This is a genomic window from Streptomyces sp. NPDC021115, assembly GCF_044333065.1.
Taxonomy (GTDB): Bacteria; Actinomycetota; Actinomycetes; order Streptomycetales; family Streptomycetaceae; genus Streptomyces.
In genome coordinates, this window is record NZ_JBIRQF010000009.1 from 255,526 (window position 1) to 272,354 (window position 16,829).

General features: G+C 70.6%; 15 protein-coding genes. 13 read left to right on the plus strand and 2 right to left on the minus strand.

What is annotated here, in order from left to right; genetic code table 11:
- Window positions 1-253 precede the first annotated feature (253 nt).
- From ftsW to ACH4TL_RS27185, 9 genes are all read left to right on the plus strand, one after another.
- Entirely contained in the window at window positions 254-1,549 is a 1,296-nt protein-coding gene (ftsW, locus tag ACH4TL_RS27145; RefSeq protein ID WP_398320657.1) for a putative lipid II flippase FtsW, read from the plus strand.
- A gap of 6 nt (window positions 1,550-1,555) precedes the next feature.
- On the plus strand, window positions 1,556-2,650 hold the full coding sequence (gene murG, locus ACH4TL_RS27150; protein WP_123106667.1) for an undecaprenyldiphospho-muramoylpentapeptide beta-N-acetylglucosaminyltransferase: 1,095 nt from the start codon (window positions 1,556-1,558) through the stop codon (window positions 2,648-2,650).
- Window positions 2,651-2,663: 13 nt separating this feature from the next.
- Window positions 2,664-3,461, plus strand: a complete 798-nt coding sequence (locus ACH4TL_RS27155) for a cell division protein FtsQ/DivIB (protein WP_398320023.1) — start codon at window positions 2,664-2,666, stop codon at window positions 3,459-3,461.
- A 277-nt stretch (window positions 3,462-3,738) separates the two neighbouring features.
- Window positions 3,739-4,977 (plus strand): cell division protein FtsZ, encoded by a 1,239-nt coding sequence (gene ftsZ / locus ACH4TL_RS27160; protein WP_398320020.1) that lies wholly within the window; start codon window positions 3,739-3,741, stop codon window positions 4,975-4,977.
- 40 nt (window positions 4,978-5,017) lie between these two features.
- Window positions 5,018-5,749 (plus strand): peptidoglycan editing factor PgeF, encoded by a 732-nt coding sequence (pgeF, locus tag ACH4TL_RS27165; protein ID WP_398320017.1) that lies wholly within the window; start codon window positions 5,018-5,020, stop codon window positions 5,747-5,749.
- A 3-nt stretch (window positions 5,750-5,752) separates the two neighbouring features.
- Window positions 5,753-6,472 (plus strand): YggS family pyridoxal phosphate-dependent enzyme, encoded by a 720-nt coding sequence (locus tag ACH4TL_RS27170; protein WP_398320014.1) that lies wholly within the window; start codon window positions 5,753-5,755, stop codon window positions 6,470-6,472.
- Window positions 6,473-6,595: 123 nt separating this feature from the next.
- A complete protein-coding gene (locus ACH4TL_RS27175) occupies window positions 6,596-7,210 on the plus strand; it encodes a cell division protein SepF (protein WP_398320011.1) in 615 nt (204 codons plus the stop codon).
- A gap of 73 nt (window positions 7,211-7,283) precedes the next feature.
- Window positions 7,284-7,580, plus strand: coding sequence for a YggT family protein (locus ACH4TL_RS27180; protein ID WP_009718667.1), 297 nt, complete (start codon window positions 7,284-7,286; stop codon window positions 7,578-7,580).
- A 49-nt stretch (window positions 7,581-7,629) separates the two neighbouring features.
- Complete coding sequence (locus tag ACH4TL_RS27185; protein WP_398320008.1) at window positions 7,630-8,817, plus strand: DivIVA domain-containing protein; 1,188 nt, start codon at window positions 7,630-7,632, stop codon at window positions 8,815-8,817.
- A 216-nt stretch (window positions 8,818-9,033) separates the two neighbouring features.
- Here ACH4TL_RS27185 and ileS read toward each other — a convergent pair whose 3' ends face one another.
- The gene (gene ileS, locus ACH4TL_RS27190) at window positions 9,034-12,165 is read right to left on the minus strand and encodes an isoleucine--tRNA ligase (RefSeq protein ID WP_398320005.1); all 3,132 of its coding nucleotides are present in this window, start codon (window positions 12,163-12,165) and stop codon (window positions 9,034-9,036) included.
- A 592-nt stretch (window positions 12,166-12,757) separates the two neighbouring features.
- Here ileS and ACH4TL_RS27195 point away from each other — a divergent pair.
- The 4 genes from ACH4TL_RS27195 to ACH4TL_RS27210 all read left to right on the plus strand — a co-directional run bounded on the left by ACH4TL_RS27195 (window position 12,758) and on the right by ACH4TL_RS27210 (window position 15,649).
- Window positions 12,758-13,522, plus strand: coding sequence for a TraR/DksA family transcriptional regulator (locus tag ACH4TL_RS27195; RefSeq protein WP_398320002.1), 765 nt, complete (start codon window positions 12,758-12,760; stop codon window positions 13,520-13,522).
- Between the two features lie 71 nt (window positions 13,523-13,593).
- On the plus strand, window positions 13,594-14,175 hold the full coding sequence (locus ACH4TL_RS27200; protein ID WP_398319999.1) for a signal peptidase II: 582 nt from the start codon (window positions 13,594-13,596) through the stop codon (window positions 14,173-14,175).
- 59 nt (window positions 14,176-14,234) lie between these two features.
- Window positions 14,235-15,176, plus strand: coding sequence for an RluA family pseudouridine synthase (locus tag ACH4TL_RS27205; protein WP_398319996.1), 942 nt, complete (start codon window positions 14,235-14,237; stop codon window positions 15,174-15,176).
- Window positions 15,173-15,649 (plus strand): GNAT family N-acetyltransferase, encoded by a 477-nt coding sequence (locus tag ACH4TL_RS27210; protein WP_398319993.1) that lies wholly within the window; start codon window positions 15,173-15,175, stop codon window positions 15,647-15,649. The genes ACH4TL_RS27205 and ACH4TL_RS27210 overlap by 4 nt, the downstream gene beginning before the upstream one ends.
- Before the next feature lie 13 nt (window positions 15,650-15,662).
- Here the strand turns inward: ACH4TL_RS27210 and ACH4TL_RS27215 are convergent, their stop codons facing one another.
- Window positions 15,663-16,787 carry a mechanosensitive ion channel family protein gene (locus ACH4TL_RS27215; RefSeq protein ID WP_398320654.1) on the minus strand — a complete coding sequence of 375 codons (1,125 nt, stop codon included), beginning with the start codon at window positions 16,785-16,787 and terminating at the stop codon, window positions 15,663-15,665.
- Between the last annotated feature and the right edge of the window lie 42 nt (window positions 16,788-16,829).

The window sequence follows — 16,829 nt, forward strand, 5'->3', positions numbered from 1 at the left end:
GCCTGACCAGCCCGCCGCGCCGCGGTCCCGGCAGGCCCCGGCAGCCACCGGCCGCACCGCGCAGCGGGCGGGCGGCGGCGGGCGGCCGCGGGCCGCGGCGCCCGGGCGCGCGCAGGGCGGCCGCGGCAAGGCGACCCCCCAGGACAAGCCCAGGACCGACCGGGCCCCCCAGGACAAGAACAGGGCCGGGAAGGCGGGCAAGGCCGCGGCGGGCAAGGCCCGTCAGAGCGCGCCGAGGCCGCCCCGGCGCCCGATGATCCGCACGCCCCGCCGTCCCTCCAAGGGCAGCGTCCTGGACGCGCTGCGGAGCGCACAGCAGCGCACCAAGAAGGCCTGGGACCGGCCGCTCACCGCGTACTACCTGATCCTCGGCGGCGCCGCGCTGATCACCGTGCTGGGCCTGGTGATGGTCTACTCCGCGTCCCAGATCAAGGCGCTCCAGTCGGGCCTGGCGCCCTCGTACTTCTTCCGCAAGCAGCTCTTCGCCGCGGCGCTCGGCGCCGCGCTGATGCTGCTGGCCGTGCGCATGCCGATCAAGCTGCACCGCGCCTTCGCCTATCCGCTGCTGGCCGCCTCGGTCTTCCTGATGTGCCTGGTCCAGGTGCCGGGGATAGGGATTTCGGTCAACGGCAACCAGAACTGGATCTCCTTCGGCGGCCCCTTCATGCTCCAGCCGAGCGAGTTCGGCAAGCTCGCGCTCGTCCTGTGGGGCGCCGATCTGCTGGCCCGCAAGCAGGACAAGCGGCTGCTCGCGCAGTGGAAGCACCTTCTGGTGCCGCTCGTCCCGGCGGCCGCCCTGCTGCTCGGGGTGATCATGCTGGGCGGCGACATGGGCACCGCGATCATTCTCACGGCGATTCTTTTCGGCCTGCTTTGGCTGGCGGGCGCCCCCACCCGGCTCTTCGCCGGCGTGCTCGCCTTCGCCGGGGTGATCGGCGTGCTGCTGATCAAAACCAGCGCCAACCGGATGTCCCGGCTCGCCTGCATCGGCGCCACCGAGCCCGGAGCCAACGATCAGTGCTGGCAGGCGGTGCATGGGATCTATGCTCTGGCCAACGGCGGATGGTTCGGCTCCGGACTCGGTGCGTCCATGGAGAAATGGGGCGAACTACCTGAACCGCACACTGACTTCATCTTCGCCATTACCGGGGAGGAACTCGGCCTGGCGGGGACGCTGTCGGTGCTCGTCCTCTTCGCGGCTCTAGGCTATGCGGGTATCCGCGTGGCCGGACGCACGGAGGACCCCTTCGTGAGGTACGCCGCGGGAGGCGTGACCACCTGGATCACGGCCCAGGCCGTGATCAACATCGGTGCGGTGCTCGGTCTGCTGCCGATCGCCGGGGTTCCGCTCCCGCTGTTCTCCTACGGAGGGTCCGCCCTGCTGCCGACCATGTTCGCCGTTGGCCTGCTGATCGCCTTCGCACGGGCCGAGCCCGCTGCACGGGCGGCACTGGCCATGCGGCAGCCTGCTTTGCGGAAGAAGCTGGCCCGGGTGAGACGGAAGACGATGAGACGGCGCGTCAAGGAACCGCCGTCTGGAGAGCGGTGAATTTCGGTGCATGTCGTACTCGCCGGTGGGGGGACCGCCGGCCACATCGAGCCCGCGCTCGCCCTCGCGGACGCCCTGCGGAGGCAGGATCCGACCGTGGGGATCACGGCGCTCGGCACGGAGCGCGGGCTGGAGACCCGCCTCGTGCCCGAGCGCGGCTACGAACTCGGCCTCATCCCGGCCGTGCCGCTGCCACGCAAACCAACGCCCGAGCTGATCACCGTCCCCGGGCGGCTGCGCGGCACCATCAAGGCCGCCGAGCAGATCCTCGAGCGCACCAAGGCCGATTGCGTGGTCGGCTTCGGCGGCTATGTGGCCCTGCCCGGCTATCTGGCCGCCAAGCGGCTGGGCGTGCCGATCATCGTCCACGAGGCCAACGCCCGGCCCGGTCTCGCCAACAAGATCGGCTCCCGCTACGCCACGTCCGTCGGCGTCTCCACCCCGGACAGCAAGCTCCGGGGCGCCCGCTACGTGGGCATCCCGCTGCGCCGCTCCATCGCCACCCTGGACCGGGCGGCGGTCCGCCCCGAGGCGCGCGCGGCCTTCGGCCTCGACCCCAACCTGCCGACGCTGCTGGTCTCCGGCGGCTCGCAGGGCGCGCGCCGGCTGAACGAGGTGGTCCAGCGGGTCGCGCCGTTCCTCCAGCGGGCCGGAATCCAGGTGCTGCACGCGGTCGGCCCGAAAAACGAACTGCCGCATGTGGACAACATGCCCGGAATGCCGCCCTATATCCCGGTACCGTACGTGGACCGGATGGACCTCGCGTACGCCGCGGCCGACATGATGCTCTGCCGCGCGGGCGCGATGACCGTCGCAGAGCTGTCCGCCGTCGGGCTGCCGGCCGCGTACGTCCCGCTGCCCATCGGCAACGGTGAGCAGCGGCTCAACGCCCAGCCGTTGGTCAAGGCGGGCGGTGGACTGCTGGTCGACGACGCCGAACTGACGCCCGAATGGGTGCAGAGCAATGTGCTCCCGGTGCTCGGCGACCCGCACCGGCTGTACGAGATGTCGCGGCGCGCCGCCGAGTTCGGCCGCCGGGACGCCGACGAGCTGCTGGTCGGCATGGTGTACGAGGCAATCGCGGCACGCCGCCAGGCGTGAGAAGGCAGGGAGCGTGGCCGGACCGACGACCGCCGAGAGCGGCCCCCGCAGGACGTCGCCGTCCGGCCCGCCCCCGCGCGTCTTCGCGGTGCGGCGCAGGCTCCGCCTGCCCCGCCGCCGCACCCTGGTGATCGCCGCGGTGACCGCGGCCCTGCTGGGCGGGGGGACCGGCTGGCTGCTGTACGGATCGAGCTGGCTGCGGGCCGAGCGGGTGACGGTCACCGGCGCCGACGCGCTCACCCAGGCCGAGGTCCGCAAGGCCGCCGCCGTCCCGCTGGACACCCCCCTGGTCGCCGTGGACACCGGCGTGATCGGGGACCGGCTCCGCGAGCGGCTCCCGCGGATAGCGAAAGTGGATGTATCCCGGTCATGGCCGCACACCATCAGTCTTGATGTGACGGAACGCAAGGCCGAAGTGATTGTCGAAGAGGGCGGGAAGTTCCGCGAAGTGGACGCCCACGGCGTGCGGTTCTCCCGGGTGGCCGAGCGGCCGAAGGGCGTTCCGCTGCTCGAAATGGAGCCGGACCGGTCGCCGAGTTCACGCCATTTCGGCCCGACGCGGTTGCGCCGCGAGGCCGTCCGGGTAGTCGTCGGGCTCCCGGCGAAGGTCCGTACGGACACGCGCTCGGTCCGCGTCCGCTCGTACGACTCGATCACCCTGGAGCTGACGCGGGGCCGTACGGTCGCTTGGGGGAGCGATGAGCGCGGGGCCGCGAAGGCCAAGGCGCTCACCGCGCTCATGAAAGCGCGGCCCGACGCCGGTCACTTCGACGTCAGCGCGCCGAGCGCCCCCGCGGTGTCCCGCAGTTGACGGGGATAGCTGCAGGCCAGGACCCTGGTTGGCTGGACCACTGGGTGATCACATAGGGTGAAAAGAAAAGCGGGAGGTTCGGCGTGTTCATTGAACGCGCGCCACTTGTCGACTTAGTGTCCTGTTCCGAAGACTCCGGGAAACAGAGGCACTGGTAACCCTAAACTTCAGCGTTAGGGTTGGGGTCGGCAATCGGAACCGTCCCATTCGGCATCAGTCGGCGCACCGCGACAACAGCGGGGTGGCGACACGTAACTCGAGGCGAGAGGCCTTCGACGTGGCAGCACCGCAGAACTACCTCGCAGTCATCAAGGTCGTCGGCATCGGCGGCGGTGGCGTGAATGCCATCAACCGGATGATCGAGGTCGGGCTCAAGGGCGTCGAGTTCATCGCGATCAACACCGACGCGCAGGCCCTGCTGATGAGTGACGCGGACGTCAAGCTCGACGTCGGCCGCGAGCTCACGCGTGGACTGGGCGCCGGCGCCAACCCCGATGTCGGCCGGAAGGCCGCCGAGGACCACCGCGAGGAGATCGAGGAGGTCCTCAAGGGGGCCGACATGGTCTTCGTGACGGCGGGCGAGGGCGGCGGCACCGGCACCGGCGGCGCACCCGTGGTCGCCAACATCGCGCGCTCGCTCGGCGCACTGACGATCGGTGTGGTCACCCGTCCGTTCACCTTCGAGGGCCGCCGCCGCGCCAATCAGGCGGAGGACGGCATCGCGGGGCTGCGCGACGAGGTCGACACCCTCATCGTCATTCCCAACGACCGGCTCCTGTCGATCTCCGACCGCCAGGTGAGCGTGCTCGACGCGTTCAAGTCGGCGGACCAGGTGCTGCTGTCGGGTGTTCAGGGCATCACCGACCTCATCACCACCCCCGGCCTGATCAACCTCGACTTCGCGGACGTCAAGTCCGTGATGTCCGAGGCGGGCTCGGCGCTCATGGGCATCGGCTCGGCGCGCGGCGACGACCGCGCGGTGGCCGCCGCCGAGATGGCGATCTCCTCGCCGCTGCTGGAGGCGTCCATCGACGGCGCCCGCGGCGTGCTGCTCTCCATCTCCGGTGGCTCCGACCTCGGTCTGTTCGAGATCAACGAGGCCGCCCAGCTGGTGAGCGAGGCCGCCCACCCCGAGGCCAACATCATCTTCGGCGCGGTGATCGACGACGCGCTCGGCGACGAGGTCCGGGTCACCGTGATCGCCGCGGGCTTCGACGGTGGCCAGCCGCCCGCGAAGAACCAGAACCGCGACAAGGTGCTGGGTTCGTACAGCGGCGGCCGCGAGGAGAGCGCGGGCAGCCAGGCCCCCCGTCCGGCCACCCCGGAGCCCGGCCGTCCGTCCTTCGGCGGCCTCGGCAGCGTCACTCCGCGTGAGGAGGAGCCCGCCCCGGCGGAGCCCGCTCCGGTCGCCGAAGTTCCGCCGGCGCCCCCGGTGTCCACCCCGCAGGTCCCGCCGGCCCGTCCGTACCAGGACAGCCAGGCCGAGGAGCTGGACGTGCCGGACTTCCTGAAGTGAGCCTCCCATGGCTCCACAGCGACGCTGAAGCGATTCCGCAGTGATAGCGCAACAGCACGACGGCAGCGGCGCGCACTTCGCCTTCACCGACCGGTGGGGCGGGGTGAGCGCCGCTCCGTATGACGAGCTCAACCTCGGCGGCGCGGTGGGCGACGACCCCCAGGCCGTACGGACCAACCGCGAGCTGGCGGCCAAGGCGCTCGGCCTGGACCCGGCCTCCGTCGTCTGGATGAACCAGGTGCACGGCCGGGACGTGGCCGTGGTCGAGGGCCCCTGGACGACGGGTGAGGTCCCCGCCGTGGACGCGGTGGTGACGGCGCGTCGGGGGCTCGCCCTCGCCGTCCTCACCGCGGACTGCACCCCGGTGCTGCTGGTCGATCCGGTCGCCGGTGTCGCCGGTGCGGCCCACGCGGGACGGCCGGGCCTGGTCGCCGGGGTGGTCCCGGCGGTGGTCGAGGCGATGACGGCTCAGGGCGCGGACCCGGCCCGGATCGTGGCCCGAACCGGTCCCTCCGTTTGCGGCAGGTGCTACGAGGTCCCCCCGGCCATGCGCGCCGAGGTCGCCGAGACGGTGCCCGAGTCCTGGGCAGAGACCAGCTGGGGCACCCCGGCGGTGGACGTGGCGGCGGGGGTGCGGGCCCAACTCGCCCGCGCCGGTGTGGAGATGGATGGACAATCTCACATCTGCACGCTGGAATCCGCGGACCACTTCTCGTACCGGCGCGACCGCACGACGGGGCGGCTCGCGAGCTATGTCTGGTGGGACGGCTGAGCTGTGACGGATCGCAAGACGGAACTGGCCGCGAACCTGGCCCGGGTGGAGGAACGTATCTCTGCCGCCTGCGCCGCCGCCGGTCGCGAGCGCGAAGAGGTGACCCTGATCGTGGTCACCAAGACGTACCCGGCGAGCGACGTCCGTTTGCTCGCGGAACTCGGCGTCCGGCACGTCGCGGAGAACCGCGACCAGGAGGCCGCTCCCAAGGCTGCGGAATGCGCCGATCTGCCCCTGATCTGGCACTTTGTCGGGCAATTGCAGACCAATAAGGTGCGTTCTGTGTGCAGTTATGCCGATGTGGTGCAGTCGGTTGATCGCAAGCGATTGGTCGACGCCCTCTCGGGTGCGGCCGTGGGGGCCGCGCGCGAGCTGGGTGTCCTGATCCAGGTGGCGCTCGACGCGGACTCCGGGGAGCGGGGTCAGCGGGGCGGCATCGCTCCGGACGGAGTCGGCGCCCTGGCCGAGGCCGTGATCGCGGCCGACGGACTGCGGCTGGACGGCCTGATGACCGTGGCGCCGCTGGCCGGTCCCTACGCGGACCAGCCGCGGGCGGCGTTCGGCCGGCTGATGGAAATCTCATCCGGCCTGCGCGTGGCTCATCCTGCTGCCACCATGGTCTCCGCGGGAATGAGCGCAGATCTGGAAGAAGCGGTTGCGGCGGGAGCGACACATGTGCGCGTCGGCACCGCGGTACTCGGAGTCCGACCCAGGCTCCGGTAACGTCGCGAAGAAGTCGGACCACAGCAAAAAATATGGTCATTCCCGCCAAAAGGCGGGCAGGCCACGTGGATCCAGGGCATCCGGTGGCGGAGCCGATCCACCACAGAGCGGAGGACGCAGAGAATGGCCGGCGCGATGCGCAAGATGGCGGTCTACCTCGGCCTCGTGGAGGACGATGGGTACGACGGCCGGGGGTTCGACCCCGACGACGAATTCGAACCCGAGCCGGAGCCCGAGCGGGAGCGTCGGCGTCATCCGGCGGCGGAGACCGAACCCCGGCCGGACAGGGGTGAATCTGTGCGAGTGGTCCATCCCCCCGCACAGCGTGAACCGGCTCCGCTTGTGACGGAAAGCAGACAACCCGCGCGAATTGCCCCCGTGGCGTCTATCACACCTGAACGTCAGAACTTGGAGAAGAACGCACCGGTGATCATGCCCAAGGTTGTGTCCGAGCGGGAGCCGTACCGCATCACCACACTGCACCCCCGGACCTACAACGAGGCCCGTACTATCGGGGAACACTTCCGTGAGGGCACCCCGGTGATCATGAATCTGACGGAGATGGACGACACGGACGCGAAGCGACTTGTCGACTTTGCCGCCGGACTCGTGTTCGGTCTCCATGGGAGCATTGAGCGGGTGACGCAGAAGGTGTTCCTGTTGTCTCCTGCTAACGTCGATGTCACGGCGGAGGACAAGGCCCGTATCGCAGAGGGCGGGTTCTTCAACCAGAGCTGAGACGCAACACGGCAACACCGAGTCATCCGAGGCCGCAAGGCCGCGTACGAAACAGGGGAGAGGGACGCGCGAGATGAGCATCGCACTACAGGTGATCTACATCGCGCTGTACTGCTTCCTGATCGTGCTGATCTTCCGGCTGGTGATGGACTATGTCTTCCAGTTCGCACGCTCGTGGCAACCCGGTAGGGCGATGGTGGTCATCCTCGAGGCCACCTACACTGTGACCGATCCGCCACTCAAGCTGCTGCGGCGGGTCATCCCGCCGTTGCGTCTCGGGGGTGTGGCGCTCGACCTGTCCTTCTTCGTGCTGATGATCATCGTCTGGATCCTGATCACCGTCGTGAGCAATTTTGCGAGCAGGGTGTGAACGATACGGTCTTGCCGATTGCCGACGACTACGTTGAGGTGAAGTAGAGATGCCGTTGACCCCCGAGGACGTGCGGAACAAGCAGTTCACGACCGTCCGCCTCCGAGAAGGCTATGACGAGGACGAGGTCGATGCCTTCCTCGACGAGGTCGAAGCCGAACTGACCCGGCTGCTGCGGGAGAACGAGGACCTGCGGGCCAAGCTGGCCGCAGCCACCCGGGCCGCCGCACAGAGTCAGCAGCAACAAGGCATGCGCAAACCTCCGGAACAGCAGGAGCGACCCGGCGCGCCTGTTCCCGCCGCCATATCCGGACCGCCGCAGCAGCAGGGCCAGCCCGGCCCGCCGCCTCAGCAGCAGCAACAGCAGCAGCAGATGGGCGGCCCGCCCCAGCTTCCGGGCGGCGCCCCGCAGCTGCCGGCCGGTCCGATGGGCCAGGGCGGCCCCGGTGGTCCCGGCCCGATGGGCCAGGGCGGTCCTGGTGGTCCCGGTGGTCCCGGCCCGATGGGCCAGGGCGGTCCCATGGGTCCCGGCGGGCCCATGGGTGGCCCGATGGGCGGTCCCGGTGGCCCCGGCGGTCCTGGTGGCCCGCAGCTGCCGCAGCCGGGTCAGGGCCCGGGCGGCGACAGCGCCGCGCGCGTGCTCTCGCTCGCGCAGCAGACCGCCGACCAGGCGATCGCTGAGGCTCGTTCCGAGGCCAACAAGATCGTCGGCGAGGCCCGCAGCCGCGCCGAGGGCCTGGAGCGGGACGCCCGCGCCAAGGCGGACGCGCTGGAGCGGGACGCGCAGGAGAAGCACCGTGTCGCGATGGGCTCCCTGGAGTCCGCTCGTGCCACGCTCGAGCGCAAGGTCGAGGACCTGCGCGGCTTCGAGCGCGAGTACCGCACGCGGCTGAAGTCGTACCTGGAGAGCCAGCTGCGCCAGCTGGAGAACCAGTCCGACGACTCGCTCGCCCCGCCGCGTACCCCGGCGACCGCGTCGCTGCCGCCGTCCCCCTCGATGAGCGGGTCCATGGCTTCCTCGGGTGCCGGCTCGATGGGTGGCCACACGATGGGCGGCAACCAGTCGATGGGCGGCGGCCACAACCAGAACGGCGGCGCGCCGTCGTACGGTGGGCAGCAGCAGATGTCTCCCGCCATGACCCAGCCGATGGCACCGGTGCGGCCGCAGAGTCCGCAGCCGATGCAGCAGGCGCCGAGCCCGATGCGGGGCTTCCTCATCGACGAGGACGACAACTGACGCGGTACGCGTAAGCGTTTCGGCAATCACAAAGGGCTGGCCCCGGGAGCATCGCTCCCGGGGCCAGCCCTTTGCCGTGCGCGGGGGGATGGGGGGCTTTTCCCCGACCCGCCCCTTCCCGACCCGGGGGCTCCGCCCCCGAACCCCCGGTCCTCAGGCGCCGGACGGGCTGAAAATCAGCCCGTCCGGCGCTTGGGGTACGGACCCCCGTCCGCGTTACGCCTTGCGGAGGCGGAAGGTCAGGCCCAGGGGCTGGTCCTCGAAGGGGGTGCCGTACGCGGCGTCGGCCTCGCCGGAGGCGAAGTCCGTGGCGAGAACCTCGTCCGCGATCAGGGTCGCGTGGTCCGTGAGGGCCTGGCGGAGGTCGTCGTCGGACGACTGCCACCGCAGGGCGATGCGGTCGGCCACGTCCAGGCCGCTGTTCTTACGGGCCTCCTGGATCAGCCGGATCGCGTCGCGGGCCAGGCCCGCGCGCCGCAGCTCCGGGGTGATCTCCAGGTCGAGGGCGACCGTGGCGCCGGAGTCCGAGGCGACCGACCAGCCTTCCCGCGGGGTCTCGGTGATGATGACCTCGTCGGGGGAGAGGGAGACCGGCTCGCCGTCCACGACGACCGAGGCGGTGCCCTCGCGCAGGGCGACCGACAGCGCGGCCGCGTCGGCGTCCGCGATGGCCTTGGCGACCGGCTGGGTGCCCTTGCCGAAGCGCTTGCCGAGGGCGCGGAAGTTGGCCTTGGCGGTGGTGTCGACCAGCGAGCCGCCGACCTCGCTCAGCGTGGCGAGCGAGGAGACGTTCAGCTCCTCCTCGATCTGGGCGCGCAGCTCCGGCCCGAGGGCGTCGAAGCCGGACGCGGCGACCAGCGCGCGCGACAGCGGCTGGCGGGTCTTCACGCCGGACTCGGCGCGAGTGGCCCGGCCCAGCTCCACCAGGCGCCGTACGAGGGCCATCTGCGCCGAGAGGGCCGGGTCGATCATGGCCTGGTCGGCCTCCGGCCACGACGTCAGGTGGACGGAGTCGGGGGCATCCGGGGACACCGGGACGACCAGGTCCTGCCAGACGCGCTCGGTGATGAACGGGACCAGCGGGGCCATCAGCCGGGTGACCGTCTCGATGACCTCGTGCAGGGTGCGCAGCGCGGCCGCGTCGCCCTGCCAGAAGCGGCGGCGCGAGCGGCGCACGTACCAGTTGGACAGGTCGTCCACGAACGCCGACAGCAGCCGTCCGGCGCGCTGGGTGTCGTACGCCTCCATCGCCTGGGTGACCTGCTCGGTGAGCGTGCCCAGTTCGCCCAGCAGCCAGCGGTCCAGCATCGGGCGCTCGGCCCGGGCCGGGTCGGCGGCGGACGGGGCCCAGCCCGAGGTGCGGGCGTACAGGGCCTGGAAGGCGACCGTGTTCCAGTAGGTGAGCAGTGTCTTGCGCACGACCTCCTGGATGGTGCCGTGGCCCACCCGGCGGGCCGCCCACGGCGATCCGCCCGCGGCCATGAACCAGCGCACGGCGTCGGCGCCGTGCTGGTCCATGAGCGGGATCGGCTGAAGGATGTTGCCCAGGTGCTTGGACATCTTCCGGCCGTCCTCGGCCAGGATGTGACCGAGGCAGACCACGTTCTCATAGCTCGACCGGTCGAAGACGAGCGTGCCGACCGCCATCAGCGTGTAGAACCAGCCGCGGGTCTGGTCGATGGCCTCGGAGATGAACTGCGCCGGGTAGCGCTTCTCGAAGACCTCCTTGTTGCGGTACGGGTAGCCCCACTGCGCGAACGGCATCGAACCCGAGTCGTACCAGGCGTCGATGACCTCCGGCACCCGCTCGGCCGTGAGCGAGCAGCCCTCGGCGGGGCAGCCGAAGGTGACCTCGTCGATGTACGGGCGGTGCGGGTCGAGCCCGGTCTGGTCGGTGCCGGTCAGCTCGGACAGCTCGGTGAGGGAGCCGACGCAGGTCAGGTGGTTCTCCTCGCAGCGCCAGATGGGCAGCGGGGTGCCCCAGTAGCGGTTGCGGGAGAGCGCCCAGTCGATGTTGTTGTTGAGCCAGTCGCCGAAGCGGCCGTGCTTGACCGAGTCCGGGAACCAGTTGGTCCGCTCGTTCTCCCGCAGCAGCTGGTCCTTGATCGCGGTGGTGCGGATGTACCAGGACGGCTGCGGGTAGTAGATCAGCGGGGTGTGGCAGCGCCAGCAGTGCGGGTAGCTGTGCTCGTACGCCAGGTGCTTGAACAGCAGCCCGCGCTCGTCCATGTCCCGGACCAGCGCCTCGTCGGCCTTCTTGAAGAACTGGCCGCCGACCAGGTCCAGCTCCTCCTCGAAGGTGCCGTCCGTGCGGATCGGGTTGACGATCGGGACCCCGTAGGCGCGGCTGCTCTTGAAGTCCTCCTCACCGTAGGGCGCCTGGTGGACCAGTCCGGTGCCGTCCTCGGTGGTGACGTAGTCGGCGTTGACGACGAAGTGCGCGTCGGGGATCTCGACCAGGTCGAAGGGGCGCTGGTACGTCCAGCGCTCCATCTCCGCGCCGGTGAAGCTCTGGCCCGTGGTCTGCCAGCCCTCGCCGAGCGCCTGCTCGACCAGCGACTCGGCGACGACCAGCTTCTCGTTGCCGTCCGTGGCGACCACATAGGTCACATCGGGGTGGGCGGCGACGGTCAGGTTGGCGACCAGCGAGAACGGGGTGGTCGTCCACGCCAGCAGGGACGCCTCGCCCGCCAGCGGGCCGGAGGTCAGCGGGAAGCGGACGTAGACCGAGGCGTCGACGACGGTCTCGTAGCCCTGCGCCAGCTCGTGGTCGGACAGACCGGTGCCGCAGCGCGGACACCAGGGGGCGACCCGGTGGTCCTGGACCAGCAGGCCCTTGTTGAAGATCTCCTTGAGCGACCACCACACCGACTCGACGTACTCGGGGTCCATCGTGCGGTACGCGTCGTCCAGGTCGACCCAGTAGCCCATGCGCTGGGTCAGCTCGGCGAAGGCGTCGGTGTGCCGGGTGACCGACTCCCGGCACTTGGCGTTGAACTCGGCGATGCCGAACGCCTCGATGTCCTTCTTGCCGTTGAAGCCCATCTCCTTCTCGACCGCCAGCTCCACCGGCAGGCCGTGGCAGTCCCAGCCCGCCTTGCGGGCGACGTGGTAGCCGCGCATGGTGCGGAAGCGGGGGAAGACGTCCTTGAAGACGCGGGCCTCGATGTGGTGGGCGCCCGGCATGCCGTTCGCGGTGGGCGGGCCCTCGTAGAAGACCCACTCCGGCCGCCCCTCGGACTGTTCGAGGGTGCGGGCGAAGATCTTGTTCTCGCGCCAGAAGTCGAGCACGGCGTGCTCGAGGGCGGGCAGGTCGACCTGGGCGGGCACCTGGCGGTACTGCGTCATCGGAATACGTCCTCCGGCGGATACGTCTCGTCGTTTCCGTCGGAGGGACGAGAGCCATGAGCGCTCCCGCGGTACCACCCTCCTTGGCCGCGAGCGGTGCGCTCCCGGCCCCCTCATTGGGGTCGCGATGCCGGTTCTACTGGCCCGGTGCGGGCGTTCTTCCGGCGGCTCCGGGGTGATCCTTCACATCGCGCTCGCCCCCGGGCTCACACCGTCCCCGGGTCGCTCCTGGCCGCCTACGACGCTACTCGTCCCCATCCACGCCTTTCGCTGCGCCCAGTGTACGGGGCCGGACGGACCGCGGCCGACCGCTTTATCCGGCTGCGCCGACCGGGGGACGGGCGGGACCCGAGATGACCCGAATGCCGATACGCCGGGTGCTGGAGTCCGGGAGCCGTCGCACGTCACTCTCCGGTACCGGTTACGGGCCGGATTACCGGGCGGCGGGTGGGGCACAACGGTGGAGACCGGGTTGTCGTACGGGCAAGCCGGGCGAATCGGGCGGCGTGCCCCGTTGCCGCGCACCCGGAGTCGATTTATCGTTCCGGAACGATTCGCGAGCAAGATCACAATATGTGAAGGGGCCGCGGCCATGGTGGCTAGGAAGACCGCCGTGCAGAAGAGCACGGCGAAGGCGACGAAGGCCGCGTCCGCCAAGAAGAGCGCCACGGCCGGTAGGAACAGCTCGGACGAGAAGGCCGCGAAGGCCACCAAGGTCACCAAGAAGAGCGCGGCCAAGAAGACCACGGCGGCCAAGAAGACCACGAAGGCCGCGGTCAAGAAGGCCACGGCCAAGAAGACCGCGTCGGCCGCACCGGCCAAGAAGGCGGTGCCCGCGAAGAAGACGGGAGCCAGGAAAGTGGTTGCGAAGAAGAGCCCGGGCGGCGCGCCGGCCGCGAAGCAGGCGTCGTTCGCGCCGTCCGGCGTGCCCAAGGCACGCGTGGCCGACGGCCCCGTTGACCCCGCCGATCTCGCCGTACGCCCCGGTGAGGACCCCTGGTCCGCGGAGGAGGTGGAGGAGGCGCGCACCGAGCTGCTGACCGAGGCCGGGCGGCTGCGCACCGAGATCCTCGCCTCCGAGGAGGCGATCACCGGGCTGATGCGGGACTCCGGCGACGGCGCGGGCGACGACCAGGCCGACACCGGCACCAAGAACATCACGCGCGAGCACGAGATGGCCCTCGCCGGGAACGCCCGCGAGATGCTGCTGCAAACCGAGCGCGCCATGGAGCGGCTGGATTCCGGGACCTACGGCCTCTGCGAGAACTGCGGAAACGCGATCGGCAAGGCCCGGATGCAGGCGTTCCCGCGCGCCACGCTGTGTGTCGAGTGCAAACAGCGTCAGGAGCGCCGCTGACCGTCCGCACGCCTGTGCCGTACCCTCGTCTGAGCCAGGGGGAGACTGGCCCGGACGATGAGGGACACACGTTGACAGAGGCGGAGCAGGCCATCGGTACGCCAGACGCGGGGAAGGCCGAGGAGGGCGCCGGGACCAGCGCTGCCGGGCCCGCGGACGGAGCCGGGAAGAGGCGGCGGATCGGGGTGCTGAGCGCGGTCGCCGCATTCGCGTACCTCCTGGATCTGGGCAGCAAGCTGGCCGTGGTCGAGAAGCTGGAGCACCGCGCTCCGGTCGAGGTGATCGGCACCTGGCTCCAGCTGGAGGTGATCCGCAACCGCGGCGCGGCCTTCGGCATAGGCGAGGCGATGACCATCGTCTTCACGGTGATCGCGGCCACGGTGATCGTGGTCATCGCGCGGCTGGCGCGCAAGCTCTACAGCCTGCCCTGGGCCATCGCGCTCGGCATGCTGCTCGGCGGCGCCTTCGGCAACCTGACCGACCGGGTCTTCCGGGCGCCCGGCGACCTTCAGGGGGCGGTCGTCGACTTCATCGCGCCCGCCCACTTCGCGGTGTTCAACCTCGCCGACTCGGCGATCGTGTGCGGCGGCTTCCTGATCGTGATCCTGTCGTTCCGCGGTCTGGACCCGGACGGCACGGTCCACAAGGACTGACGCCGGGCGGTATCCGACGGGCGTACGAACCGGTCCGCGCGGTCCGTCATACTCGATGGGTGAGTACGATTCCCGAGATCCGCACCCTGCCCGTACCCGACGGACTGGAGGGCGAGCGCGTCGACGCCGCGATCGCCCGCATGTTCGGCTTCTCGCGGACCAAGGCGGCCGAGCTGGCCGCCGCCGGGAAGGTGCAGGTCGACGGCAGCGTCGCCGGAAAGTCCGACCGGGTCTCCGGCGGGGCCTGGCTCGAGGTCGAGATGCCGCAGGCCGCGCCGCCGGTCCAGGTCGTCGCCGAGCCCGTCGAGGGCATGGAGATCGTCCATGACGACGACGACATCGTGGTCATCGCCAAGCCGGTCGGCGTCGCCGCCCACCCCAGCCCCGGCTGGACCGGCACCACCGTGATCGGCGGGCTCGCGGCCGCCGGGTTCCGGATCGCCACTTCGGGCGCCGCCGAGCGCCAGGGCATCGTCCACCGGCTGGACGTGGGCACCTCCGGGCTGATGGTCGTCGCCAAGTCCGAGCGCGCTTACACCCTGCTGAAGCAGCAGTTCCGGGAGCGTACGGTCGAAAAGCGCTACCACGCGCTGGTCCAGGGCCACCCCGATCCGCTCAGCGGCACCATCGACGCGCCGATCGGCCGTCATCCGCAGGCCGACTACAAGTGGGCCGTGACCGCGGACGGCAAGCCGAGCGTCACCCACTACGACCTCATCGAGGCGTTCCGGGCCGCCAGCCTCCTCGACATCAAGCTGGAGACCGGACGCACCCACCAGATCCGGGTGCACATGTCGGCCCACCGCCACCCCTGCGTCGGCGACCTCACCTATGGTGCCGACCCCACGCTCGCCAAGCGGCTGAAGCTGACCCGGCAGTGGCTGCACGCGATGCGGCTGGGCTTCGAGCACCCGTCCGACGGCAGCTGGATCGAGTTCGAGAGCCCCTACCCGGACGATCTCCAGCGGGCGCTGGACATCGTGCGGGCGGAGAGCGCGTGAGCGTGCCGTACGCGATCGAGGTGGTCGCCGACGGCGACCTCACGGCCTGCCATGCCGTGCGCCACGAGGTGTTCGTGGTCGAGCAGGGCATCTCCCTGGAGGAGGAGATGGACGCGTACGACGCGCACGCCGTCCATCTGCTGGCCTCCTCGGCGGGCCGCCCCGTGGGCACCGTCCGCTTTCTGCACGGCGCGGCCGCCGACAAGAAGTACGGCCACGCCGGGGTGAACGGCGCCACCACCGCCGCCCTCGGCCGTCTCGCCGTGGCCCCCGCCGCGCGCGGCACGGGGCTGGGTGCGGGGCTGGTCAGGGCCGTCGAGGCGGAGGCCGGGCGGCGCGGGCTGTCCCAGGTCTACCTGGAGGCGCAGACGCACGCGCTCGCGTTCTACGAGCGGCTGGGCTACGAGGCGTTCGGGCCGGAGTTCGACGAGGGCAGCGGCATCCCGCACCGCGCGATGCGCCGGGCGCTGTAGTCGCCGTAACGCACTAGCCCTTGCGGAAGCCGTTGTCGAAGCGGGCGAAGTGGTCCTCGCGCTCGCGCTCGGGACGCGTGGGTGCCGGGGCGGGCATCTGGGCCTGCACCGCGGGTGCGGTCGTGATCCGCGGCAGCGCGTACGGATGCTCCTCGCGCAGCCAGGTGATCAGCTGCTCCCGGATCTCGCACCGCGCCGTCCACGCGTCGTCGGAGTCCCGCGCGGTCACCAGCGCCCGCACCACGATGGTGCTCGGGCTGGTGTCGGTGACGACCAGACTCCAGTCCCGGCCGTCCCACGCCTTGGACTGCTGCACGATCTCGCGCAGCTTGGCCCGCATCTCCTCGATCGGGGCGTGGTGGTCGAGGTGGAAGAGGACCGTTCCGGTCTTCTGGGTGCCGCCGCGCGACCAGTTCTCGAACGGCTGGCCGGTGAAGTACGACACCGGCATGGTGATCCGGCGCTCGTCCCAGGTCCGCACGGACAGGAAGGTCAGGGTGATCTCCTCGACCGTGCCCCATTCGCCGTTGACCACCACCGTGTCGCCGATCCGCACCATGTCGCCGAAGGCGATCTGGAGTCCGGCGAAGAGGTTGCCCAGCGTCGACTGGGCGGCGACACCGGCGACGATGCCCAGGATTCCGGCGGACGCCAGCATGGACGTCCCGACGGCGCGCATCGCGGGGAACGTCAGCAGCATCGCCGATGCCGCCACCACCCCGACCACCGCGGCCACCACCCGCTGGATCAGCGTCACCTGGGTGCGCACCCGCCGCACCCGCGCCGCGTCGTGCGCGCTGGCGGCGTAGCGCGAGTACGAGGACTCCACGATGGCCCCGGAGCCCCGGATCACCAGCCAGGCGGTCGCCGCGATCAGCACCAGGCTGAGCAGCCGGCCGATGGCCGTCTGGTGGGCGTTGATGGCGTCCGCGTTGATCGTGTCGTACGAGCCGCGCAGCAGCGCCGTGCACACCGTCACCTGGAGGGGCAGCCGACAGCCGCGCAGCAGGTCCCACAGCGGGGTCTCCGGGTGCCGGGCGTCGATCCGCCGCAGCAGCCAGTCGACTCCCCAGCCGATGAACAGGGTGATGGCGAGGGAGCCGCCGATGACGATGAGTGGACGCAGCACGTCCTCCATGAAGATCTTCCTCATCCTTCCGTCGGAGTTTTCCGGGTTCCG